This window comes from Brevibacterium sp. Z349TD_9 (genome assembly GCF_056173565.1).
This window is the reverse complement of sequence record NZ_CM149680.1, coordinates 1,286,109-1,308,398: the sequence shown is the minus strand read 5'-3', so window position 1 is coordinate 1,308,398 and position 22,290 is coordinate 1,286,109. Positions and strand designations below refer to the sequence as shown.

Here is a 22,290-nt window from a genome sequence, read left to right as displayed (position 1 = left end):
CTTGTTCGATCGTGATTGCAGTGCTGTGGCCGTGGAGTGGAGCACAGCGCCGGCGGGCAGGGCTCGTGGAACGCGGTCGTGGAGTGAGCCCTGCCCGTGGCGCGGGTCAGGCAGGAGAGTGTTCTGTCGTCAGATTCGAGAGCACTCCTTCCGCCCATTCGCATGCGGCCTCCCCCGCGGGGACGGTGCCGCTGGCATCGTGGCGACCGTACTCGCCCACCCGAGTCGCGCCTCGGGCCTCGAGGGCCTCGGTGAGGAGCTCGCTGCCGCGCGAGTACGTCTTCGTATAGCTCGCATCGCCCATCCCGAACACCGCGAACCGCACCCCGGTGAGGTCGACGTCGCCCTCCTGCAGCTGGGCGTAGAACTCCCTCGCCGAGCTCGGGACCTCCCCGTCGCCGTAGGTCGAGCACACGACGAGGTGGAAGCGGTTCGGGTCGAGGTCGGCGGGGCTGAGCGTCGCGAGGTCGGCGATGACGAGGTCGTCGCGCTCTCCGATGAACGCCCCCAGCTCCTCGGAGACGAGCTCCGCATTGCCCGACTCGGTGCCGAAGAGGATCGTCAGCGGAACGTCGGGGGCAAGGTCGTGGCCGACGCTGCCCGAGGAGGTCTCGAGCTGCGCGTCGAGGCTCTCATCCCGCGCGGCGGAGAGCAGTTCCTGTCGGTCGGTGATCTTCGACCGGCAGCGCCCGACACCCGCGCCGAGGCGCTCGCGGAGGTCGATGCGACGCCAGCCGTCGAAGTCCGTGGACTGCGCACCGGGGTCGAGCCCCGCAGCGCCGTTCGAGATCGTCCCGGCGTTGACCTCGGCGGCCATCGACGCCGCGAGCGTCTTCGCCTCGGTGCGCTGGTCGGGGATCGTGCCGCGGCCGTTGCCCTTGAGCCAGCCGATCGCGAAGAGACCATCGCTGATCCGTCCGTCGCCGGGGATCGGCGAGACCGGGCAGATGCCCTGGCGGGCGACTGTGGCCGTGTCGCGGACGAAGCCGATCGCTGTGATCACCGAATCGACCTCGAGGTGGACGGCTTCCCCGGCGACGTCGATGTCGATGCCGGACACCGCGCCGTCGGTTCCGGTGATCGCTTCCGGAACGGCGGTGAACCACCAGTGGACCTCGATCGATGCACCGGAGGCATGGCCGTCGATCGCGGGATCGAGGAGGTCGCGCAGCGCGTCGAACTTCGCGTCCTTGCCCGGGGCGGTGGTCTCGAGGTCGACACCGTGGAGGACGTGTCGGAGTCCGCGGACGCGGGCGAGTTCGCGGATCATCACCGGATCGAACTTCGCCGCGCTCGGCCCCGACCTGCCGATGACGTCGAGGCGGGAGATGTCGGCGCGCAGCGGCCGGTAGACGCGGTCGTCGAGGTCGCTGCCCTCGAGTGTCTCGTCCTGACTGGTGAGGAGGCGGACGATGTCGACGGCGACGTTGCCCTGGCCGACGATGGCGACACGCGAGCCGAGGGTCACGGCAGGAGCGGCCGCCTCGTCGGGGTGACCGTTGAGGATCCGGGTGAGGGTGCCTGCCCGATAGACCCGGTCGAGGTCGGCTCCGGGCACCGCGAGGTCGCGGTCGTGGGAGAGTCCGCTGGCGAGGACGACGGCATCGTAGTTCGACCTGAGGTCGTCCATCGAGATGTCGCGGCCGAGTTCGGTGTTGCCGATGAAGCGGGCCCGGGGGTCGGCGAAGAGTCGGTCGAACTGCGTGGACACGGACTTCGTGCCCTGGTGGTCGGCGGCGACACCGTAGCGCAGCAGTCCGTACGGTACGGGAAGTCGGTCGAAGACGTCGACGGAGCTGCCGGGAACCTGACGGAGGATCTCCTTCGCGGAGAAGCAGCCCGACGGTCCGGAGCCGACGACGGCGACCTTGGGTCCGGGTCCGCGGTCAGTGCCCGACTCCCCCGCCGAGGTGGTCCCCCCGGTGACGGCGGCACCGTAGTCGGGTCCGGCTGTGGCCCCGGTCCACGTCACCGGCAGCGTGAGCATGCCGCGGAAGACCCATCCGCCGATTGTCGTCTCCTGCGTGGTGTCGATCTCGAGGCCCTTCAGGCTGTTGAAGAGCAGCGGCAGGGCGACGTCGGCGATCTCGGCTCGGGCCGCCCAGTTGCCGAGGCAGACGTGGACGCCCTTGCTGAAGGCGAGGTGGGGCTTGACCTCGCGATGGATGTTGAACTTCTCGGCCTCGGCCCAGACGGTCTCATCGCGGTTGGCTGAGAGCACGCAGATGCCGAGCTTTGCACCCGCCGGCAGAGGGGTGCCGGCGAGGACCGTGTCGCGGGTGACCTGGCGGGAGTACATGCCGATGGGGGCGATCCACCGGATGGTCTCCTCGAAGACCGTCGCCCACAGAGCAGGGTTGGCCATGGCCGCGGCCCGCTGTTCGGGGTGTTCGAACATCGCCAGGGCTGCGACTCCGAGGGCGTCGCGGGGTTCGTTGAGTCCCCCGCCGATCGTCATCTTGATGTTCGCTCGGATCTGCTCGATCGGCATCCTGTCCCCGGGCATCGAGAGCAGCCCGGAGAGGAGGGAGTCGTCGCGGTGGGTGAGGTGGTGGTCGAGCATCTCGTCGAGGGCGAGGTCGACCTCGTTGAAGGACCGCTCGGCCTTCGCCCAGACGACGGGGTCGTCGGAGTAGTTGCCGACGCCGTCGATGAGCGTCTGGGACCAGCGCTGCATGTCCTCCTGGCCGACGTTGTAGAGCCCGATCATCCGCCGCAGCGTCTCGGCGGCGTACGGGGCGGCGAAGTCCCAGATGAGGTCCGATCCCGGACCCTTCTCGATGAGCTTCGCGAGGAGGTCCTCGGCGACCTCGCGATACATCTTCGTCCAGATCCGCTTGACGTAGCCCGGCTTGAGGACGGGCTGCCAGGCGCGGCGCTGCGCATAGTGCTCGGGATCGTCACGGCGGAGCATCGAGTGGCCCATCGCACGGATCTGCAGTGAGTCCTTCTCGTTGGCCGAGTAGACCTCCTGGTCGTGCTCGGTCTCGCTGACCGCTTCATAGCTGGTGATGAGGTAGCGGTTGACCGACGGCACCCAGTGGACTCCGCCTTCGGCGCGCAGTCGTTCGTAGATGGGGAACGGGTCCGCGTAGAGGTCGGGGATCGTCACCCAATCGGCGACCGGAACCTGGTCCGCGGTCTGCGGCGCGTCGGCGTGGAGCTGAGAAGTCATCGTTGTCTCCCCCTCATCTTCGAGATCTGTGATGGCGTTCACAGACCAGTATGTGGAGAATGGAAGAAAAGGAAAAGCGGAATTAATCGCATTACTAGTTCGGAAAAGTCGAATATGCATGCAGACCTCGTCCCCAACTTCAGCCTGCGCCAGCTCTCCTACCTCGTCACGGCAGCCCGCCTGGGCACGATCTCAGCCGCAGCGGCGGAACTCCATGTCTCCTCCTCGGCGATCTCGGACGCCATCACCGCGCTCGAGCATCAGCTCCAATCCCATCTGTGCGTGCGGAGGAAGGCGCAGGGACTCGTCCTCACGGCCGCAGGAAAGCAGGTCGTCGCCCGCGCGCAGACCCTCATCGCCGAGGCGAACGAACTGCAGCGCGAACTCACGACCACCGACGGCGAACTCGCGGGGCCGGTGACGATCGGCTGCTATCCGACCCTGGCGCCGGTGATCCTCCCCGTCCTCCTCGCCGAGTTCGGCGACCAGCACCCGCGGGTGGGCCTCGAGATCGTCGAGACCACGCAGGACCGCCTCGCGGGACGTCTCGAATCGGGTGAGATCGACGTCGCCTTCGTCTACGAGACGCTCATCCCCGGCACCCCCAACCACGTACGCCTCTTCGACCTCCCCGCCCATGTCGTCCTCGCCGCCGACGATCCGTTCGCCGACCGGGAGACGGTGCGCCTCGAGGACCTCGTCGAGCGCGACATGATCCTCCTCGACTCGCCCCCGTCGAGCCAGCACACGCTCTCGATGTTCCATGACCGCGGCCTCCAGCCGAAGGTGCGGCACCGGACGACGAGCTACGAGGTCGTGCGCACGCTCGTCGGTCGCGGGCTCGGTTATGGAGTGCTCGTCCAGCGCCTGCGCAATCCCGCCAGCTATGAGGGCTACCCCCTGGTGATCAAGGAGATCGAGCCGGCGGTCGAGCCGGTCGGCGTCGAGGTCATCTGGCCCTCAGGCATCACCCTGCCCGCACGGGTGGAGGCCCTCATCGAGTTCGCCCTCGCCCGGGAGTGGGGGCACGGGTGACGAATGCCCTCGACGCCGCCGGCCGGTGGTCGGTGACGGTGCGCCGCCGCCCGCCCAGCCGCCTCGACGACGAGACCGGCCCGGTTTCCGGCTCGGCCCGAAAGACAGAGCCGCCCCCGTCCGACGACGAGAGCGGCTCATCGGATCAGTAGTTCTCCGGCGGGTCACTGGCAGGGAACGACTCGTCTCCCCATTCCTCGACGAGCTCGTCCTGGTGAGCGCGGTCGGCGGCTTGGGCGTCGAGCTCCTCGGCCGTGGGGCCGGTGGTCTCGGTGGGCTCGTCTGCGGGTTCGGAAGTCTCGGACATGATCGCGTGCCTCCATCGGTGATGAGTGTGTCATCTCCATTTTGCCCGGTGAGAACGGATTCGGATACAGGAAGCCTGGCCGATTCGGGAATCGGCGCCCGACACGCCGTCGGCGGAGGCGACCGGTGACCGGTCACCTCCGCGAGGGCACCGTCGCCCTCAGGCGGACGAGCGCGTCATGCCGCCGTCGCGGACGAGATCGTGGGTGCGACCGGCCAGACGGTAGTGCCGGTTGCGCACGGCGAGCCAGACGGCCCCGATGAGCGCGGCGAGAAGGGAGCCGCAGAGCACACCGACCTTGACGATCTGCGCGCGGTCGTCGCCTTCGCCGAAGCTGAGATCGCCGATGAGCAGGGACACGGTGAAGCCGACTCCGGCCAGGCACGAAACGCCGATGAGGTCGACCCACCGGAACGTGGGGTCGAGGGAGAATCCTCGGATCCGCGTGACGACGAAGGCCGAGACCGCGATGCCGACCGGCTTGCCAAGGACGAGCCCGAGGATGATCCCGACGGCGACCGGGCTCACCAGTGATTCGGCGAGGCCCGAGAGTCCGCCGACGTCGACCCCGGCGGCGAAGAACGCGAAGATCGGCACCGCGATCACCGCGGAGGGGATGCTCCAGGCATCGGCGAAGCGGGCGGCTGGCCCGTGCCCCTCGGCGCCGTGGATGCCGTCATGGGCGTGGAATCCGCGCTCAGCCGCCTTCCCGCGGCGCACCTTCCCGCGACGCGCCTTCGCTGCCACCGGCACGGTGAATCCGAGGAGGACGCCGGCGATCGTCGCATGGATGCCGGAGGCATGGACGAGGGTCCAGGTCGCGAACGCGAGCGGCATGAGGATCCACCACGCGTGGATCCCCCGCTGCACGGCGAAGCCGAACGCGAGCAGCGGAAGCAGCGCGAGGCCGAGCGGGGCCCATGCCAGATCGTCGGTGTAGAAGACCGCGATGATGGCGATGGCGAGGAGATCGTCGACGACGGCGAGGGTGAGGAGGAAGGTCCGCAGCGCGGGCGGCAGGAATCTGCCGACCATCGCGATGATCGCCACGGCGAACGCGATGTCCGTGGCCGCGGGGATCGCCCAGCCGTTGAGTGCACCGCCGCCCGAATCGAGGTTGACGAGCACGTAGAGCAGCGAGGGCACGGCGACACCGCCGATGGCAGCGGCCACCGGGATCGCCGCGGTCCTCGGGTCGCGCAGCCTGCCGGCGACGAACTCCTCTTTGAGTTCGAGGCCGACGACGAAGAAGAAGATCGCGAGCAGCCCGTCCGAAGCCCAGCTGTTCACCGAGAGGTTGAGCTTGAGGGACTCGGGGCCGAATTTCGTCGAGCGGAGGCTCTCGTACCAGTCGGCCGCCGGGGAGTTCGCAAGGACGATCGCGGCTGCGGTCGCAGCGAGCAGGAGGATGCCGCCGACGGCGTCGTGCTTGAGCACACGGGCGATCGTCTGGCGGAGGGAACGAGCAGGAGCAGAGGAATCAGGGGTGGCCGAAGACATCGGTGAGGTCGCTTTCGCAGAGATGGGATGAGGGCGCGCGGGCGCGTCGATCCACCCCGAGAGGGCGGATCCGCGTGTCAGCGGCGCGGCGGCGGGCAGCCGGCGATCTCACCGTGGGCGTTCGTCCCCCAGGAACTCATCCACCCGTTCGTGCCGTTCGACAGAGTCGTCATGAGCTTCGACTTCGGGAAAACGGCGTCGCGGACGGACTGCCGGAGGGTCGAAACGGAAGAAGGCACCCCTCTACTCTATCGACAACGCCGGGACCTGGGCCAATCACGCCGGGCCCCTGTGAGGGGGTTCGGTCCCGTGCTACGGTGCTGGCATGAGACCCGCTGCCGTCGTCGTCTGCCTGCCCGCCGCCGACCTCGATCGCTCTCTGCGCTTCTACCGGGAGTGCTTCGACCTCGAGCCTTCCGACGCCGACGACATCATCGTCGCTTTCGAACTCCCCCACCTCTCCCTCTTCCTCATCGCCGAGGCGGAGTACCGCACCTACCTCGACCGTGCGGGTGTCGGCACCGCGGCCGTCCCCGCTCCCGGTGCGGTCATCGTCTCGTGCGCGATCACCTCCCCCGGCGAGGTCGATGACGTCGCCCAGCGGGCGGCAGCCGCCGGAGGTCGCGCCGACCCGCCGGTCGACCTCGACGGCTCGCACACCGCCTACATCCACGATCCCGACGATCACGTCTGGGAGCTCGTGAGCAATGAGCAGACCGCCCGCGCCGCCGAATGACTGTGGAGGACATGTGACCGTCTCGACCGCCGACCTTTGGGACGAACGAGGTCCCGAACTCCATTCCATCGCGCTCAACTTCATCGACTTCGGAGACAAGGTCGCGTTCTCGGGGCCGGCCCGCACCGTCCGCTGCTTCGAGGACAACGCGCTGGTGAAGTCGGTCCTCTCGGGCCCGGGCGACGGCTCCGTCCTCATCGTCGACGGCGGCGGATCGATCGCAACCGCGCTCATGGGCGACATGATCGCCGAACTCGCCCTGGGCAACGGGTGGGTCGGCGTCGTCATCAACGGCGCCGTCCGCGACCGCGAGGTCCTCGCCACCCTCGACCTCGGCGTCAAGGCCCTGGCGAGCAATCCGCGCAAGAGCGGGAAGACCGGCGACGGAGAGCAGGACATCGTCGTCGAGTTCGGCGGGGCGACGATCCGTCCCGGAGCGATGGTCTTCGCCGATGCCGACGGAGTCGTCGTCGAACGCTGACGAGATCGGACGCTCGGCGTCGCAACTCACATTGTCAAAGTGAAAAGTAGTAGTCGCGAATATACTCGGCCATCGTGGCTCTGCGATTGGCCAGGAACTCCTGGTAGTTCGCAGCAGTCGTCTCCTCGAGTGTCAGCGGGACCGCATTCTCAGCGAAACTCTTTTGCAATTCCTCCAGCGAATTGATCTCGCCGAGCGACAGTTTTCCATCCTCGATCTGTGTTCGAACGCGTCCAAGATAGGCGGCGGGCACACTGTCTTTGATTCCAATGTTGATCGGCGTCTCGGTCAATGCGAAGTTCGCGATCTGGTTGTACTGCGTACGGTCCGTAACGCCAGACTTCATCAGGTAGTTCTTCGGAACGAGATGGTGAATGTCCCCGGACTCCTCCATCATCTGCCCCACGGTGATGTGCTTCGACAGGAACCCCTTAGCCTGTTTGTGCACCTGCGCGGCGAGGAAGACCGAGAAATACGGACTCCTTATGCTCGTAGTGTTCATACTGGACGGGAGGGCGATGTCAAGGCGTCGAAGCAACATGGGGCTCGCCGGCGAGCAGTCGAGCGAATGCCTCGGTGGGCGTGAGATAGCCCAGTCGGCGGCGGGGTCGATTGTTGATCTCCTCGGCGATGGTGGTGAGGTAGGGCTGGTGATCGGGGATCACCGTGCCCTTGGGCAGATACTCCCGGTAGAGCCGGTTCGTGTTCTCGTTGCTGGGCCTCTGCCAGGGCGAGTGGGGATCGGCGAAGTAGACCGGCATCGCCGTGGCCAGGGAGACCTTCGCGTGCTGGGCCATCTCGCTGCCCTGGTCCCACGCCAACGATGCCTTCATCATCTCGGGCAGGTCGTTGAAAAACTCGATGACCGCGTCAGCGGTTGGCTCGGCGTGTTTCGAGGGCAGGGCCAGCAGCCCGGTGAACCCGCTCATCCGCTCCACCAGCGTCGCCGCGCACGAGGTGCCGTTCTTCCCGATGATCAGGTCACCCTCCCAGTGCCCCGGCACCCGACGCTGGGCGGCGTCCTCACCTCGCTCCGCGATCGGGACCATACCTACGATTGGGCCACCGCGCGTCCGCCCGGTCGTACGTGGTCGGCGCTTGGTCCGCTTGGACTGCAGGAAGATGCCCTTGCGGGCGAGCTCACCCTTCGGGATTGCGTAGATGTACTGGTAGATAGCCTCACCGGAGACGGTTCGGCCGCGTGCGTCAGGAGAGTTCGCCATGCGTTCAACGGTCGGGTCTGTCGCCTCCAGACGCAACCGGCCCGCTATCTCGTTCGGCGTCCAGGACGCGGCCAGGTCGGCGTCCACCCTCGCCTGCAGCACCGGATCCCCCGCGACCTTCCGCTGCTGCGGGCGAGCTCGCCGACGCTGCGCTCTGACGTCTGCGGTCACGGCCTGGTAGCCGCGGGTCTTCGTCGAGTTCCGGTGAAGCTCCCGCGAGATCACCGACGGGCAACGCCCCAGGTGACGGGCGATCCTCCGCACCGACCAGCCCGCTTTCGAGGCCGCCGAGATCTCCGACCTGTCGCTGAACGACAACCCCACCCGCGCCATCTGCACACTCCACCGATCAGACCCCCGCCGACCGGGAGTGTTGCTTCGACGCTATGACACCACCGAGTTCGATCTCCCAGAAGCCGTCGGTGAGCTGTCCGCGCTCGATCTGATCGAGATAGTTGGCGACGCCCAGTTCGCCGATTCGACGCATGTCGACCTCGAATTGCGTCTCGAAAGATCCTGACGCGCGCCCTGTCAACATTGACATGACAAACCATCGACGAACCACGCTCTTGATCTCACCGTCTGTCATCTGCTTCTCGGCGCGCAACCGGATGAACAGCGCATACGCGAAGTTGAGCGCGTTCTTAGAGGTGATCATCTTCGCCTGAGTGAAACCTGCCGATTTTACGGTGAGGACAAACTGCTGGAAATTGTACTGATTGACGATCTCCAGCAGAGCGTTTTCCAAAGTCTCGAATGACTGCACGGCGAGCTCTTCGCTGAAGGACCGAGTTTCGAAATCCCGGCCGGACAGCAGACTGACGAGCGAAGCCATCCTTCCTCTGCCGAAGCCTCGCAAACCGGCGATTCGAATGACGTCCGTGTACTCAGGGTCGTACAGATCGGAGGTGTCATTCCTCAGCCAAGCGATTCGTTCCATCAATCCGGAATCAGCGAACGCTTTGTCATTCGCCGAAATGTCATCGTACGCCTGCGGGTGACGCGCCATATGGCAGAAATAGTCGATGAGCTTGCGGAGGTTCGAGCCGTACATTCCGTGGCTTGAGATCTTGCTCATCGCGAAATCGGCACTGGAAAGGGTAACGCCTTTCGAGTTGATGCGTATGAAAATCTCGGTGACCGTGTTGATGTCGAGATCGTCAGCGAGTGTGATGATGCCGACCTGAGCATTCTGAATTCCAGCAAGCCGCTCAAAAGCGTCCTCGACTGCGTTGGCATCTGCCTCCGGGTTGGCTTCGAGATACGAACTGATCGACCGGAATGTCGATCGGCTGTTCATAAACTCGGAGATATCCGATATCCAGGCTGGGTCACGGTCAAGGAACGGAGTCAGTGTCTCAAACTTCTCCTCTTGCGGATTGAAGGCGATCTGTATCCGCTTCTTGGCGTAGTTTTTGTCGACGACCTCGGCACCGACCAGAGCAGCAGTCATAGCAGTGATTCGCTGTTGACCGTCGATGAGGATCTGCTTGAAGCCGGAAGTGGAACCGTCTTTGAGCCCGACGTCCTGACTCTGCCACGTGATGAGGTAACCGACAGGATAGCCCTTGTACAGGGAATCGAGAAGATCGCGCACCTTCGTCGAAGACCAGACGAACGGCCGTTGCATCTCGGGGATCGCGATCTGGCCACTGCGGACCCACGAGAGCAATGTCTGGACCTGGTCCTGCCTCACTGAATACTTGGACACCTCAGACTCCTTGCAATTGCACTCAACGTCCTGTTCAGAACCTCAATGTACACTCAGATCGACTCGTCGACTGGCCAACGCGATAGACAAGTTCGCAGTCATTCTGAACGGATTGATGGGCCAGCCGCGAGGCGGCGAACGCACGTGAAATCAGGACCCTTCGCGACTACGTATCGAATCCCATCCACATCGGCAGGCGAAGGCAGCGAGACATGCGCCGAACCCCATAACTGCGAAATGGCCCAAGAGTTCTCGTCTGCCCTCCATGCACCTCAAAGATTGTGCAATTTTCTACTCGCTGAACGGGCAATGAGAACACCGGTTCAGGTCCATCTGTCTGCGAGATGCAACACCAGGGGCAGGGAGGTTGACCCATGGCGAACTGGATCGTCGGACTTCGCCATCGTCCGCACACAACGGAGGCGGCGTCCCAGAAACACCAGCCCTCCGAGGTCGACTGGAGCATGGCTTCGATCGCCCGCTCGGCCACGGGGCTGGCCTCAGACCCGCAGATTGCCACGAGTCTCCATCGCCGCTTCGAGGTCCCGCTCGACGCCATCAATGGTGATCGGCCCCTCAGACACCAAACGGTCGCGCGCAGACATCCGATCACTCGTCACTGCAGTCACTGCCCACTCCCCTGCTCATTGGCCGCAACCACACCATCCTCACCCTTGACCACTTAAACATCCTATGTTTAAACTCGGGTTGATGAGCGTGACCGAGTATCTGGACGATCGCCCCGTTCAGACATCCGATCACAACACCGCAGTTGTGTGAAAGGACGCAATGTCTACCATCTCCTCGATCGACGTCGTCGACCTCCGATTCCCCACTTCGGCGAGCCTCGACGGCTCCGATGCGATGAATCCGGACCCCGACTACTCCGCGGCCTACCTCATCGTCTCCACCGACTCAGCCGACGGCCATGAGGGACACGGGTTCGTCTTCACGATCGGGCGCGGCAACGACATCGAGACCGAAGCCGTGCGCGTCATCGCCGAGACCCTCATCGGACGCGAGGTCGAACCGATCCTCGAGGACATGGGCGGCTTCTGGCGCGAACTCGTCCACGACTCGCAGCTGCGCTGGCTCGGACCTGAGAAGGGCGTGAGCCATATGGCCATCGGCGCCGTCGTCAACGCCCTCTGGGACCTCAAGGCGAAGCGGGCGGGCCTGCCGCTGTGGGAGCTGCTCGCCGCCATGAGCCCGGCAGAGATCCTCGACCTCATCGACTTCCGCTACCTCTCGGACTTCATGACCAGGGACGACGCGCTCGCGATCCTCGAACGCGCAGAACCCGGTCGGGCCGAGCGGATCGCCGAGCTCCGCGAGACCGGATACATGGCGTACACGACGACACCCGGGTGGCTCGGCTACTCCGACGAGAAGCTCGCGCGGCTGTGCCGGGAGGCCATCGCTGAGGGCTTCGACCAGATCAAGCTCAAGGTCGGAGCCAACCGGGACGACGACATCCGCCGCCTCGGCATCGCCCGGGAGATCTGCGGGCCTGACTTCCCCATCGCCGTCGATGCCAACCAGCACTGGGACGCCGCCGAGGCGGTCGACTGGATCGACGACCTCGCTCCTTTCGGTCTCCGCTGGGTCGAGGAGCCGACCTCGCCGGACGACATCCTCGCCCATGCCCACATCCAGAAGCACATCGCCCCGACCCCCGTCGCCACGGGTGAGCACTGCCAGAACCGGATCGTCTTCAAGCAGATGCTCCAGGCCGACGCACTGCGGGTCATGCAGATCGACGCCACCCGGGTCGCCGGGGTGAACGAGAACATCACCAACCTCCTCCTCGCCGCTCACGCCGAGGTCCCCGTCTGCCCGCACGCCGGGGGCGTGGGGCTGTGCGAACTCGTCCAGCACCTCTCGATGTTCGACTTCGTCGCCGTCTCCGCGACCATGGACGACCGCTGCATCGAGTTCGTCGACCACCTCCACGAGCACTTCCTCACCCCCGTCGACGTCCACGACGGGCGCTACTGGCCGCCCACGGCACCCGGCGCCGGTGCCGAGATCCACCGGCGGACGCTCTCCGACTACGCGTTCCCCGGCGGTCCTGTGTGGCACGCACGCGAGATCGCCTGAGCGCAGCCCGCGTCCCGGCGCACAGACTCCGAGCACCGAAACCGAACAATGAGGATCGACGACGTGACCGACCGCACCACCACCGACACCCCGCTCACCCGCAGCCACGACAGTGAGCCGATCCCCCGCCGGATCATCCTCATCGCCGTCCTCGCCGGCTTCTCCGGTCTCCTCTACGGCTACGACTCGGGCGCGATCTCGGGCGCCCTGCCGCTGCTCATCGACCAGATGGGCCTCGACGCCGGCGAGCAGGGGCTCATCACCTCCCTTCTCCTCTGGGGCGCCCTGCCCTCGATCATCGGGGCCACGCTCGCCGCCCGCCGCTTCGACCGCCGCCACCTCCTCATCGTCGCCGCCGTCATCTTCTTCGTCGGCTCGCTCGCCTGCGCCTTCGCACCGACACCCGCGGTCCTCGGGGCCGCCCGCTTCTTCCTCGGCCTCGGCGTCGGGATCGCCAACATGTTCGGCCTCATCTACCTCTCCGAACTCTCCCCCACTCGCATCCGCGGACTGCTCACCGGGCTCTACCAGCTCGCCGTGAACTTCGGCATCCTCGCCGCCTACATCGTCGGCGATGCCTTCCAGACATCGGGTCTGTGGCAGTGGATCCTCGGCGTCGGAGCGATCCCCGCCGTCGTCTTCTTCGGCGGCATGGTCCTCTCCCCCGCCAGTCCGCGCTGGCTCATCACCCGCGGACGCGACGCCGACGCGCTCAGGGTGCTCGGCGCCCTGCGCGGAACCGAGGAGATCGCCCGCCTCGAGTTCACCGACATCAAAGACAGCCTCGCCCAGCAGGAGGCCGGACTGCGCGGACTGACGACCTCGGCCCGCCGCCCCATGATCGTCCTGCTCGTCCTCACGTTCTTCCAGGTCTTCACCGGCATCAACGCCGTCGTCTACTATGCCCCGATCATCTTCGCCCAGTCGGGCATGGGCGATCGCGCCGGAAGCTACGCGAACTACGGCGTCGGCATCGCCCTCGTCGTCTCCACGGCCATCGCCCTGCCGATCATCGACCGGCTCGGCCGCGTCCGCCTGCTCGCGATCTCCATGCTCGGGCAGACCGTGGCGATGATCGCCCTCTGGCTCCTGCCCGACGCCGGCTGGGTGTCCATCGCCGCCGTCTTCGCCTACACATTCGCCTTCGGCATCGGCATGGGGCCGGTTTTCTGGCTCCTCGTCCCCGAGGTCCTCCCCCTGTCCGTGCGCGCCATCGGCACCGGCGTCATCACCTTCACCCAGTACCTCTTCAACGCAACGTTCGCCTGGGCCTTCCCCGTCGCCCTCGACGCGATCGGTCCGCTCGTCTTCCTCGTCTTCGCGCTGCTCTCGGCCGCCGCCCTGTGGTTCGTCCTCACCCGCGTCCCCGAGACGTCGGGGCGCTCCCTCGAGGAGATCGAAGCATACTGGAGGACGAGAGGGGCATCCGCCTCGGCGACCGACCAGGACTGACCCCGCACCGACGCAGAGGAGAGCCCATGCTCACCACCCCGATCACCCACCCCGAACTCCTCGCCGCCCTCGCCCGGTGCGGTCACGGGACGACGATCCTCCTCGCCGACGGCAACTATCCCCACCTCACCGGCGCAGCTGAGGGCGCCACCCGGATCGCCCTCAACGTCGCCCCCGGTCTCCTCACCGTCGACCAGATCCTCGCCCCGCTGGCACAGATGATCCCGATCGAAGCGTGCGCGTTCATGCTCACCGCCGAGGCCGGCACCGCTCCCGCCGTGGTCGGCTATACGGTGATCCTGCCGGACGTGCCCTTCACCGGGCACGAGCGCTTCGCGTTCTACGACCTCGCCCGCAGCCGGGACCTCGGCCTCGTCATCGCGACCGGGGACCAGCGCCAATACGCGAACCTCCTCCTCACGGTCGGAGTCGTCGTGCCATGACAGAGCTCATCGACTCCCATCTCCACCTCTGGGACCGCGACCGCTTCACCTACCCGTGGATGGCCGGCCTGCCGGACCTGCCGCGCACCTCCCGGCCCGGCGAGCTCGAAACGGCGGCGACCGGGGCGATCGTCATCGAAGCCGGCGCCGCCCGTGATGAGGCCTTCGCCGAGGTGGAATGGCTGACCCGGATCGCCGCCGGGCCCCCGCTCATCCGCGGCATCGTCGCCGCCGTCGACTGCACTGATCCGGGCCTCGCCGAGGCGGTCGACCGGCTCCGCTCCCACCCCCTCGTCGTCGGGGTGAGGGACAATTTCGAGGGTCGGGCCACAGGCGACCTCGCCGTCGGAGCCTCGGAGACCGCCGACACGCTGCTCGCCGGAACCCTGACCGCCCTCGACGCGGGGCTGAGCATCGACCTCTGCGTGCGCGCAGAACAGCTGAGCGAACTCGAGACATTCGTCTCCGCGATCGTCAGCGCCCGCGGCTCGGCCGACCGGGTCGTCATCGACCACCTCGGCAAGCCCCTGCCCGCCGATCCGGACTTCGCGCATGACGGATGGGCAGCGGCGATGGCTTCGCTCGCCCTGCACCCCGGCCTCCACGTGAAGTTCTCCGGACTCCCCGGTCAGGTGCCCGGGCGGGTGAGCGGCGAGGCCGCGAACGCCCTCGCCGCACGTTATGCGGCCGACACTCTCGCGGCCTTCGGCCCGGCCCGGACGATGTACGGCTCGGACCACCCCGTCTCGACGACCGGCCACGGTCTCGGACTGCCCGTGTGGGAGGAGGCTGCGACCTCCGCGCTGCGCACCGTCCTCGACGAGGCGGACCTCGCCGCCGTCCTGGGCGGGACCGCCGCCGACTTCTATCTCTCAAGGAGGAGCGAATGACTCTGAGGAACTCCGTCGTGCAGCGCCTGCACGACATGCGCACGCTCGGATTCGGAGGCGCCCCGATCGGAAACCTCTACCGGCAGATCGACGACGAGACCGCCCATTCAGCGATCGAGGAAGCCTGGTCACTGGGAATCCGGTACTACGACACCGCACCCCACTACGGTCTCGGGCTGAGCGAGCGTCGCCTCGGCGAGGTGCTGCGGACCAAGCCCCGTGAGGAGTACCTCGTCTCGACGAAGGTCGGTCGGCTCGTCCGCCCCGCGGAGGACCCGCAGGAGTGGGACGACGAGGGCTTCGCCGTGCCCGGCGACCAGGCCCGTGTGCGCGACTACTCCCCGGACGGCATCCGCCGCTCCCTCGAGGAGTCCCTCGAGAGGCTGGGCCTCGACCGCATCGACATCGTCTACATCCACGACCCCGACGACCACTGGACCGAGGCGATCGACGGGGCCGTGCCCGAACTCGCACGCCTGCGCGACGAGGGGATCATCGGCGCGTGGGGTGCCGGGATGAACCAGGCGGAGATGCTCACCCGCTTCGTCACCGAGACCGACATCGACGTCGTCATGCAGGCGGGCCGGTACACGCTCCTCGAACAGGGAGGTCGCGAGGACCTCATCCCGGCGTGCGCCTCCCGCGGGGTCGGTATCGTCAACGTCGGCGTCTTCAACTCCGGGATCCTCGCCAACGCCGACCCGGGCAGGAAGGCGAAGTACAACTACGAGGACGCACCCCGAGAGGTCCTCGACAAGGCCGAGGCGCTCGCAGCATTGGCCGCGGAGTGCGGGACGACGCTGCCGGCGGCAGCCGTCCAATTCAGCCTCCGGGACCCCGCGATCACCAACGTCACCCTCGGCATGCGCACACCTGACCAGGTCAGACGCAATGTCGAACTCGCCGCCCACCCCGTACCCGAGGACTTCTGGGCCCGCGCGGTCGCCGCGGGACTCCTCACCGCCGACCCTGCGACGCTGGGCCCGTGAGGCCCCGCGACCACCGACCGCCCATCCACTCGACCCGACCCTGACAGCACAGAGGAGTTGCGAATGAGACTCATGAGAATCGGCGACCGCGATGCCGAGACCCCCGTCGTCGACGTCGACGGCCGACACTTCGACCTCAGCGCCGTCGTCACCGACATCGACCCGACGTTCTGGGCGGACGGCCCTGCCCGGATCGCCGCGGCGCTCGAGGCCGGCACCCTGCCGGAGATCGACATCAGCGGGCAGCGCATCGGCGCACCGATCGCCCGGCCTTCGGCCGTCATCTGCATCGGCCAGAACTACGCCGCGCACGCCGCCGAATCCGGTGCCGCGGCACCGACCCAGCCGATCATCTTCCTCAAGACCCCGAACACGATCACCGGACCCTACGATCCGATCGGCATCCCGCCGCGTGCGACGACGTTCGACTGGGAGGTCGAGCTCGGCGTCGTCATCGGTGCCCGGGCCGCCTACCTCGAGAGCCCGGAGGCCGCCGCCGAGGTCATCGGCGGCTACCTCGTCGCCAACGACCTCTCCGAACGCGACTACCAGACGGTGCATTCGGGAGGGCAGTGGTCGAAGGGCAAGGTCGTCAAGGACTCGATGCCGCTGGGACCCTGCCTCGTCACCGCCGACGCGATCGACCCGCACCGGCTCCGGCTCGCCAGCTGGGTCAACGGGGAACCCCGGCAGGACTCGAACACCTCTGACATGATCTTCCCCGTCGAGGACATCGTCTGGCGGCTGAGCCAGTACATGCAGCTCGAGCCCGGCGACGTCATCTCCACCGGGACCCCGCAGGGCGTCGCCCTCTCCGGCCGCTTCCCCTACCTCGAACCCGGGGATGTCTCCGAGGTCGAGATCGAGGGACTCGGTCGACAGCGGCAGGCCTACTTCCGGGTCGACGCTCCCGCCGGGACCGGCGCCGACCTCCTCCTCGACTGACCGGCCGACGTCCATCGGCCTGTGACGTCGACCTCCACCATCCGACTCCAGAGAGAAAGCTGCACAGCATGAGCACCATATCGGAATTCGCCGGTCTCACCGCCCTCGTCACCGGTGGCGCATCGGGCATCGGCAGGGCCGTGACCGAGCTCCTTCTCGACGGCGGGGCGAACGTCGCCGTCCTCGACCTCAACCCCGCAGGCGCTCCGGACGGCGCACTCGGGCTCGCCTGCGACGTCTCCGACCGTGCCTCCGTCGCGGCCGCCGTCGAGGCGGCGGCCGCGGAGTTCGGCGGCATCGACATCGTCGTCAACAACGCGGGGATCGGGGCACAGGGGCAGGTCGATGCCAACGACGATGCCGAATGGGAGCGTGTGCTCAGCGTCAACGTCGTCTCCGTCGCCCGGGTCACCGCCGCCGCCCTGCCCTACCTGCGCCGCTCGGAGCACGCAGCGATCGTCAACACCTCGTCGGTCGCCGCCACTGCGGGACTGCCCGACCGTGTCCTCTACTCGGCGAGCAAGGGAGCGATCTACTCGATGACGCTGGCCATGGCCGCCGACCACGTCCGTGAGGGCATCCGCGTCAACGCCGTGTGCCCGGGCACCGCGAACACCCCGTGGGTGATGACCGGGCTGATGGCCAGGGCCGAGGACCCCGAGGCGGAGCTGCGGGCGCTCAACGCCCGCCAGCCGCACGGTCGCCTCGTCGAACCCGAGGAGGTGGCGCGCACGATCGTCTTCCTCGCCAGTCCCCTCCAGGGATCGACGACGGGCACGGCCGTCGCCGTCGACGGTGGCATGCAGGGACTGCGTCTGCGTCCCGAATGAGACGGCTTCCTCAGGCTTCGGCGATGTCGTCGAGATCCTCCTCGGTGACGACATCGACGTGGTCGACCCAGCGCTGGACGCCGGAGACGTGAAGGATCATGATCGACTGGGCCAGCCTGGCGTCCCCGGCGGCGAGCGCATCGATGATGAGCCGATGCTCCTCGAGCGTGCGCTCGACGGCTCCGGCCTCGGTCATCCCCCGCCACGTCCTGGCCCGGGTCGTCTTCATCGACACGGCCTCGAGCATCGCCGCCAGGTAGGCGTTGCCCGAATGCTTCGCGATCGTCGAATGGAACTCGAAGTCGTGGGCGACGAGGGACTCGACCGAGGCGGGATCCGTGTCGCTGATCGTCTGCCGCAGCTGAGCGAGACCCTCCTCGTCGATCCGCTCGGCCGCCCGATACGCGGTCTCGGCCTCGAAGATCCGACGGACCTCGAGGATCTCCTTGAGCGACCCGGAGGCGTGGACGTCGACGAGGAAGGACACCGCCTCGGTGAGGTCTTCGGCCGAGAGCGAGGTGACGTAGGTGCCCGATCCCCGGCGGACGTCGAGGACGTTGATGAAGTCGAGGGCCTTGACCGCCTCGCGCAGCGAGTTCCGTGACAGGCCGAGGCGTTCAGCGAGCTCGGCCTCCGGCGGCAGTCGGTCGCCGGGCCGAAGCTCGCCGGAGACGATGAGGTCCTTGATCTTGTCGAGCGCGTCGTCCGTCAGTGCCATGGCCCCAACCTAGTACACGACCGCCTCGGCGGAGACGACCGCACCCCGGCGAGGTGGGAGTCCGTCCTCGCCGAGGCGGTCGCGCCGTCCTCCGAGCGGATCATTCGTAGAGCAGCTCGGCGATCTTCGGGTCCCCGATGTTCGACTTGTCGTACCAGTAGAAGCTCGTCGGGATCTCCTTCTCGAGCTCTTTGCCGTCGATGGCGTCGACGGCGGCCTGGACGGTCTTTCCGCCGATGTCGAGCGGGCTCTGCGTCACCGCTCCGAGCATCGAGCCGTCCTTGATCGCATCGATCTGCGCCTTGCCGGAGTCGAATCCGACGACGGTGACATCGGTGTTCCCGAGCTCCTTGACGCCCTGGACGACGCCGATCGCCGCGCCTTCGTTCGTGCCGTAGAGGCCGGCGAGGTCCTTGTTCGACTGGAGCATCGCCTTCGTCGCATCCGCGGACTTCGCCTGGTCGCCGTCGGCGTTCTGCTCCGCGACGATCTCGATGCCCGGTTCGTTGGCCTCGAGGTACTCGACGAAGCCGTCGCGCCGGTCGACACCGGTCTGCGCGGTCTCCGAATGGGTGACGATGCCGACCTTGCCCTTCCCGTCGAGGGCTTCGGCGAGCTTCTTCGCATCCTCGGCCGCGGCCGCCTTGTTGTCGGTGGCGACCGTGGTGAGCGGGATGTCGCTGTCGACGCCGGAGTCGAAGGCGATGACGGGGATGTCACTCGACTGCGCCTGCTGGAGCAGAGGGATGACGGCCTTGCTGTCGAGCGCGGCGATGGCGACGGCGTCGGGCTGCTTGTCGAGGGCTCCCTGCAGCTGGGTGACCTGCTGTTCGACGTCGGTCTCGCTGTCGGGGCCCTCGAAGGTCACGGTCACCCCGAGCTCCTTCGCCTTCTCCTCGGCGCCCTTCTTCACGGTCTGCCAGAACTGGTGCTGGTAGCCCTTGGAGATGATCGCGATGGTCCGTTCGCCCTCACCTCCCCCACCTGATCCGCCCGACCCGCAGCCGGTGGCGATGAGCGCTGCGGCAGAGAGAGCCGCGAGCGAGGTGAGCAGCTTGCTGGTCCTCATGGTGTTCTCCTTCGAATGATGAGGCGGTGTGTGGGTGCCGTGGTGGAACGTGATGGGACGGTGGGCCTTCCTAGGTCGAGGACCCGCTCGCCGAGTTCTTCTTCCGGACGATGTCGAGGTAGACGGCGAGGAGGACGACGACGCCGATGGCGACCTGCTGCCATTCCTGGGCGACCCCTGCCATCCGCAGGCCGTTGTCGAGGACGGCCATGATGAGCGCGCCGATGACCGTGCCGATCATCGACCCCCGGCCGCCGGCGAGCGAGGTGCCGCCGATGATCACCGCGGCGATCGCCTGCAGCTCGATGCCGGCGCCGCCGGTGGGCTGAGCCGAGCTGAGACGGGAGGCCGAGAGCACCCCGGCGAGGCCGACGAAGAGGCCGCAGAGGACGTAGACGGAGATGAGCCACGCCCGGACGTTGACGCCCGAGAGCCGGGTGGCCCGCTCATTCGATCCGATCGCGAAGGCCGTGCGTCCGATGAGGGTGCGCTGCAGGATGATCACGGAGACGACGATGAGGACGAGGAAGAGCACGGTGCCCAGGGGCAGGCGCATCCCCGGCACGAGCGAGGCATTCATGATCGCCCCGAACCCCGGCTCTTCGGTGAAGTAGATCGGCTTCGTGCCGCTGATGACGAGGGAGAGCCCCTGCGTGACCATCATCATCCCGAGTGTGGCGATGAAGGACGGGAGCCCGAGGACGGCGACGTTGAATCCGTTGATGAGCCCGATGAGCCCGCCGAAGCCGATCGTCAGGGCGATGCCGACGGGCAGCGGCAGGCCCATGTTCGTGATGAAGACCCCGGCCATGACTCCGCAGAGGATCATGCCCGTTCCCACCGAGAGGTCGATGCCGCCGGTGATGATGATGAACGTGACGCCGAGGGCGAGCAGCCCGACCGTCGTCACCGTGGTGAGGATCGTCGAGAGGTTGGTCAGGGTGAGGAACGAGTCGGGATTGATGATCGCGAAGACGATGACGATGATGACGAGACTGGCGACGGCGAGCAGCTGCTGCAGCGAGTTGCGCCACCGGCTGCGGGTGCCCGCCGGCCGACTCGGCGACGACGCTGCGGTCGTCTGCGACGCGGGGGCGGAGGCGAGTTCGGTGTTCATTCAGGCCACGATTCCCATCGATTCGGTGTACCGGGTGGCGAGTTCCATGATCGAGTCCTGCGTCGCCTCGGCGGCGTCGAGGATGCCGGTGAGGTGGCCTTCGCTGAGCACCGCGATGCGGTGGGAGAGCAGGAGGACCTCGGGCAGTTCGGAGGAGATGACGATGATCGACTTGCCCTGCCGGCTGAGTTCGCGCAGGAGCGCGTAGATCTCCGCCTTCGCCCCGACGTCGATGCCGCGGGTGGGTTCGTCGAAGATGAAGACGTCGCAGTCGCGCACGAGCCATTTGGCGATCGCGACCTTCTGCTGGTTGCCGCCGGAGAGCCGCTCGAGGATCTGCTGGATCGACGGGGTCCGGATCTTCAGGGTGGAGACAAAGTCACGGGCAGCGGCGTCGATCCGCCGTTCGTCGGTGAAGCCGGCGCGGCTGAAGCGGCGCAGACTCGGCAGGGCGATGTTGTCGCGCACGCTCTGTCCGGTGAGGACGCCGAGCTGCTTGCGGTCCTCGGAGAGATAGCAGATGCCCATCCGTGCCGCGGCGGCGGGATTGGGGATGCGCACGCGCCTGCCTCCGAAGCGGATCTCGCCCGCCGAAAGCGGGTCGGCACCGATGATCGCCCGCGCCGTCTCCGTCCGCCCGGCGCCCATGAGCCCGGCCAGACCGAGGATCTCTCCGCGCCGCAGGCCGAAGCTGATGCCCTTGAGTTTCGCCTTCGTCGCCAGGTCGCGGACCTCGAGGACCACCTCGGCGGTGCCCTGATAGCTCGGGACCTCGGTGACGGCGTCGAGTTCGCGTCCGACCATCATCCGGATGACTTCGGGCATGTCCGTCGTCGCTGTGGGCACGGTTCCGATCTTCTCTCCGTCGCGGATGACGGTGATGCGCTGAGTGATCGCCTTGAGCTCGGGCATTCGGTGGGAGATGTAGATGACCCCGGTCTCGGGCGTGACGAAGCGGCGGATGAGGCCGTGGAGGATCTCGACCTCCTCATCGTTGAGGGCGGCGGTCGGCTCGTCCATGATGAGGATCCGCGCGTCCTGGTTGAGCGCTTTGGCGATCTCGACCATCTGCTGCGCAGCCACGGTGAGGCGACCGACGACCGCCTTCGGGTCGAGGGTGAGACCGAGCCTTGCCAGGAGCGCCGCGGCATCCCGGTTGAGCCGACGTTCGCTGATGAAGGGACCGATCCGCGGTTCCCGGCCGAGGTAGATGTTCTGGGCGACGGTGAGGTCGTCGACGAGGTTGAACTCCTGGTGGATGATCGCGATGCCGAGGCGTTCGGCCTCGGTCGTCGATCCGATGCACACCGGCTTCCCGTCGATGCGGAACTCTCCGGTGTCGGGCGTGTAGACCCCGGAGAGCAGCTTCATCAGCGTCGACTTCCCGGCTCCGTTCTCCCCGACGAGTCCGAGGACTTCGCCGGGGCGGAGATCGAGATCGACATCGGCAAGGGCGCGGACGCCGGGGAACGACTTCCCGGCGCCGCGGATGTCGAGCAGCGGGGTGCTCGCGGTATCTGACATCTGGCGGGACTCCTCATTGAATACCTAAGACATCCTATGTCTGTA

At 67.0% G+C, this 22,290-nt stretch carries 21 protein-coding genes; 10 read left to right on the top strand and 11 right to left on the bottom strand.

The genetic code is table 11. The annotated features are described in order from the left end of the window. Positions 1-106: 106 nt before the first annotated feature. Complete coding sequence (locus tag AC0VYB_RS05870; protein ID WP_119296608.1) at positions 107-3,175, bottom strand: cytochrome P450; 3,069 nt, start codon at positions 3,173-3,175, stop codon at positions 107-109. A gap of 114 nt (positions 3,176-3,289) precedes the next feature. Here AC0VYB_RS05870 and AC0VYB_RS05865 point away from each other — a divergent pair, with 114 nt between their 5' ends. Beyond that, the gene (locus AC0VYB_RS05865; protein ID WP_119296607.1) at positions 3,290-4,210 is read left to right on the top strand and encodes a LysR family transcriptional regulator; all 921 of its coding nucleotides are present in this window, start codon (positions 3,290-3,292) and stop codon (positions 4,208-4,210) included. Positions 4,211-4,355: 145 nt separating this feature from the next. Here AC0VYB_RS05865 and AC0VYB_RS05860 read toward each other — a convergent pair whose 3' ends face one another. The 3 genes from AC0VYB_RS05860 to AC0VYB_RS05850 form a co-directional block, all read right to left on the bottom strand. Then, entirely contained in the window at positions 4,356-4,517 is a 162-nt protein-coding gene (locus tag AC0VYB_RS05860; protein ID WP_162909074.1) for a hypothetical protein, read from the bottom strand. Between the two features lie 159 nt (positions 4,518-4,676). Further along, complete coding sequence (nhaA, locus tag AC0VYB_RS05855) at positions 4,677-5,954, bottom strand: Na+/H+ antiporter NhaA (RefSeq protein WP_222125952.1); 1,278 nt, start codon at positions 5,952-5,954, stop codon at positions 4,677-4,679. A gap of 140 nt (positions 5,955-6,094) precedes the next feature. Beyond that, on the bottom strand, positions 6,095-6,256 hold the full coding sequence (locus AC0VYB_RS05850; RefSeq protein WP_162909073.1) for a hypothetical protein: 162 nt from the start codon (positions 6,254-6,256) through the stop codon (positions 6,095-6,097). Between the two features lie 86 nt (positions 6,257-6,342). Between AC0VYB_RS05850 and AC0VYB_RS05845 the strand changes: the two genes are divergently transcribed. Both AC0VYB_RS05845 and rraA read left to right on the top strand, forming a co-directional pair. Next, complete coding sequence (locus AC0VYB_RS05845; protein WP_063250576.1) at positions 6,343-6,753, top strand: VOC family protein; 411 nt, start codon at positions 6,343-6,345, stop codon at positions 6,751-6,753. After that, positions 6,725-7,234, top strand: a complete 510-nt coding sequence (gene rraA / locus AC0VYB_RS05840; RefSeq protein ID WP_063250575.1) for a ribonuclease E activity regulator RraA — start codon at positions 6,725-6,727, stop codon at positions 7,232-7,234. Before AC0VYB_RS05845 ends, rraA begins: the two co-directional genes overlap by 29 nt. A 34-nt stretch (positions 7,235-7,268) precedes the next feature. Here rraA and AC0VYB_RS05835 read toward each other — a convergent pair whose 3' ends face one another. From AC0VYB_RS05835 to AC0VYB_RS05825, 3 genes are read right to left on the bottom strand one after another with little or no spacing between them, the layout of a single operon-like run. Continuing rightward, complete coding sequence (locus AC0VYB_RS05835) at positions 7,269-7,736, bottom strand: hypothetical protein (RefSeq protein ID WP_475385074.1); 468 nt, start codon at positions 7,734-7,736, stop codon at positions 7,269-7,271. 19 nt (positions 7,737-7,755) lie between these two features. Beyond that, complete coding sequence (locus AC0VYB_RS05830) at positions 7,756-8,790, bottom strand: IS30 family transposase (protein WP_009381402.1); 1,035 nt, start codon at positions 8,788-8,790, stop codon at positions 7,756-7,758. Between the two features lie 16 nt (positions 8,791-8,806). Then, a complete protein-coding gene (locus tag AC0VYB_RS05825) occupies positions 8,807-10,168 on the bottom strand; it encodes a DUF262 domain-containing protein (RefSeq protein ID WP_280559418.1) in 1,362 nt (453 codons plus the stop codon). Positions 10,169-10,957: 789 nt separating this feature from the next. Here AC0VYB_RS05825 and AC0VYB_RS05820 point away from each other — a divergent pair. The 7 genes from AC0VYB_RS05820 (at position 10,958) to AC0VYB_RS05790 (ending at position 17,817) form a co-directional block, all read left to right on the top strand. Further along, complete coding sequence (locus AC0VYB_RS05820) at positions 10,958-12,268, top strand: enolase C-terminal domain-like protein (protein ID WP_063250239.1); 1,311 nt, start codon at positions 10,958-10,960, stop codon at positions 12,266-12,268. Between the two features lie 63 nt (positions 12,269-12,331). Then, positions 12,332-13,720, top strand: coding sequence for a sugar porter family MFS transporter (locus AC0VYB_RS05815; protein ID WP_131248386.1), 1,389 nt, complete (start codon positions 12,332-12,334; stop codon positions 13,718-13,720). Between the two features lie 26 nt (positions 13,721-13,746). After that, positions 13,747-14,163, top strand: a complete 417-nt coding sequence (locus AC0VYB_RS05810; RefSeq protein ID WP_131248387.1) for an RbsD/FucU family protein — start codon at positions 13,747-13,749, stop codon at positions 14,161-14,163. Then, positions 14,160-15,053 carry an amidohydrolase family protein gene (locus AC0VYB_RS05805; RefSeq protein WP_131248388.1) on the top strand — a complete coding sequence of 298 codons (894 nt, stop codon included), beginning with the start codon at positions 14,160-14,162 and terminating at the stop codon, positions 15,051-15,053. The genes AC0VYB_RS05810 and AC0VYB_RS05805 overlap by 4 nt, the downstream gene beginning before the upstream one ends. Continuing rightward, positions 15,050-16,042 (top strand): aldo/keto reductase, encoded by a 993-nt coding sequence (locus tag AC0VYB_RS05800; RefSeq protein ID WP_131248389.1) that lies wholly within the window; start codon positions 15,050-15,052, stop codon positions 16,040-16,042. Before AC0VYB_RS05805 ends, AC0VYB_RS05800 begins: the two co-directional genes overlap by 4 nt. A 63-nt stretch (positions 16,043-16,105) precedes the next feature. Further along, positions 16,106-16,987 (top strand): fumarylacetoacetate hydrolase family protein, encoded by an 882-nt coding sequence (locus AC0VYB_RS05795; protein WP_131248390.1) that lies wholly within the window; start codon positions 16,106-16,108, stop codon positions 16,985-16,987. Between the two features lie 68 nt (positions 16,988-17,055). After that, a complete protein-coding gene (locus tag AC0VYB_RS05790; protein ID WP_197907841.1) occupies positions 17,056-17,817 on the top strand; it encodes an SDR family NAD(P)-dependent oxidoreductase in 762 nt (253 codons plus the stop codon). Between the two features lie 10 nt (positions 17,818-17,827). On the opposite strand, the gene AC0VYB_RS05785 is transcribed toward AC0VYB_RS05790, so the two are convergent. The 4 genes from AC0VYB_RS05785 to AC0VYB_RS05770 all read right to left on the bottom strand — a co-directional run bounded on the left by AC0VYB_RS05785 (position 17,828) and on the right by AC0VYB_RS05770 (position 22,245). Continuing rightward, on the bottom strand, positions 17,828-18,535 hold the full coding sequence (locus AC0VYB_RS05785) for a FadR/GntR family transcriptional regulator (protein ID WP_101624516.1): 708 nt from the start codon (positions 18,533-18,535) through the stop codon (positions 17,828-17,830). 100 nt (positions 18,536-18,635) lie between these two features. Continuing rightward, positions 18,636-19,604: an ABC transporter substrate-binding protein gene (locus AC0VYB_RS05780; protein ID WP_101624515.1), complete on the bottom strand. Its 969-nt coding sequence runs from the start codon at positions 19,602-19,604 to the stop codon at positions 18,636-18,638. Between the two features lie 70 nt (positions 19,605-19,674). Then, entirely contained in the window at positions 19,675-20,721 is a 1,047-nt protein-coding gene (locus AC0VYB_RS05775) for an ABC transporter permease (protein WP_101624514.1), read from the bottom strand. Continuing rightward, a complete protein-coding gene (locus AC0VYB_RS05770; protein WP_101624513.1) occupies positions 20,722-22,245 on the bottom strand; it encodes a sugar ABC transporter ATP-binding protein in 1,524 nt (507 codons plus the stop codon). Positions 22,246-22,290 lie beyond the last annotated feature (45 nt).

What these genes read in the sequence shown, in the direction of transcription:
- AC0VYB_RS05795 (WP_131248390.1), top strand. Translation starts at nt 16,106, where the DNA reads ATGAGACTCATGAGAATCGGCGACCGCGATGCCGAGACCCCCGTCGTC.
- AC0VYB_RS05800 (WP_131248389.1), top strand. Translation starts at nt 15,050, where the DNA reads ATGACTCTGAGGAACTCCGTCGTGCAGCGCCTGCACGACATGCGCACG.
- AC0VYB_RS05830 (WP_009381402.1), bottom strand. Translation starts at nt 8,790, where the DNA reads ATGGCGCGGGTGGGGTTGTCGTTCAGCGACAGGTCGGAGATCTCGGCG.
- AC0VYB_RS05805 (WP_131248388.1), top strand. Translation starts at nt 14,160, where the DNA reads ATGACAGAGCTCATCGACTCCCATCTCCACCTCTGGGACCGCGACCGC.
- AC0VYB_RS05820 (WP_063250239.1), top strand. Translation starts at nt 10,958, where the DNA reads ATGTCTACCATCTCCTCGATCGACGTCGTCGACCTCCGATTCCCCACT.
- AC0VYB_RS05845 (WP_063250576.1), top strand. Translation starts at nt 6,343, where the DNA reads ATGAGACCCGCTGCCGTCGTCGTCTGCCTGCCCGCCGCCGACCTCGAT.
- AC0VYB_RS05860 (WP_162909074.1), bottom strand. Translation starts at nt 4,517, where the DNA reads ATGTCCGAGACTTCCGAACCCGCAGACGAGCCCACCGAGACCACCGGC.
- AC0VYB_RS05865 (WP_119296607.1), top strand. Translation starts at nt 3,290, where the DNA reads ATGCATGCAGACCTCGTCCCCAACTTCAGCCTGCGCCAGCTCTCCTAC.
- rraA (WP_063250575.1), top strand. Translation starts at nt 6,725, where the DNA reads ATGAGCAGACCGCCCGCGCCGCCGAATGACTGTGGAGGACATGTGACC.
- AC0VYB_RS05775 (WP_101624514.1), bottom strand. Translation starts at nt 20,721, where the DNA reads ATGAACACCGAACTCGCCTCCGCCCCCGCGTCGCAGACGACCGCAGCG.
- AC0VYB_RS05780 (WP_101624515.1), bottom strand. Translation starts at nt 19,604, where the DNA reads ATGAGGACCAGCAAGCTGCTCACCTCGCTCGCGGCTCTCTCTGCCGCA.
- AC0VYB_RS05835 (WP_475385074.1), bottom strand. Translation starts at nt 7,736, where the DNA reads ATGAACACTACGAGCATAAGGAGTCCGTATTTCTCGGTCTTCCTCGCC.
- AC0VYB_RS05810 (WP_131248387.1), top strand. Translation starts at nt 13,747, where the DNA reads ATGCTCACCACCCCGATCACCCACCCCGAACTCCTCGCCGCCCTCGCC.
- AC0VYB_RS05785 (WP_101624516.1), bottom strand. Translation starts at nt 18,535, where the DNA reads ATGGCACTGACGGACGACGCGCTCGACAAGATCAAGGACCTCATCGTC.
- AC0VYB_RS05870 (WP_119296608.1), bottom strand. Translation starts at nt 3,175, where the DNA reads ATGACTTCTCAGCTCCACGCCGACGCGCCGCAGACCGCGGACCAGGTT.
- AC0VYB_RS05770 (WP_101624513.1), bottom strand. Translation starts at nt 22,245, where the DNA reads ATGTCAGATACCGCGAGCACCCCGCTGCTCGACATCCGCGGCGCCGGG.
- AC0VYB_RS05790 (WP_197907841.1), top strand. Translation starts at nt 17,056, where the DNA reads ATGAGCACCATATCGGAATTCGCCGGTCTCACCGCCCTCGTCACCGGT.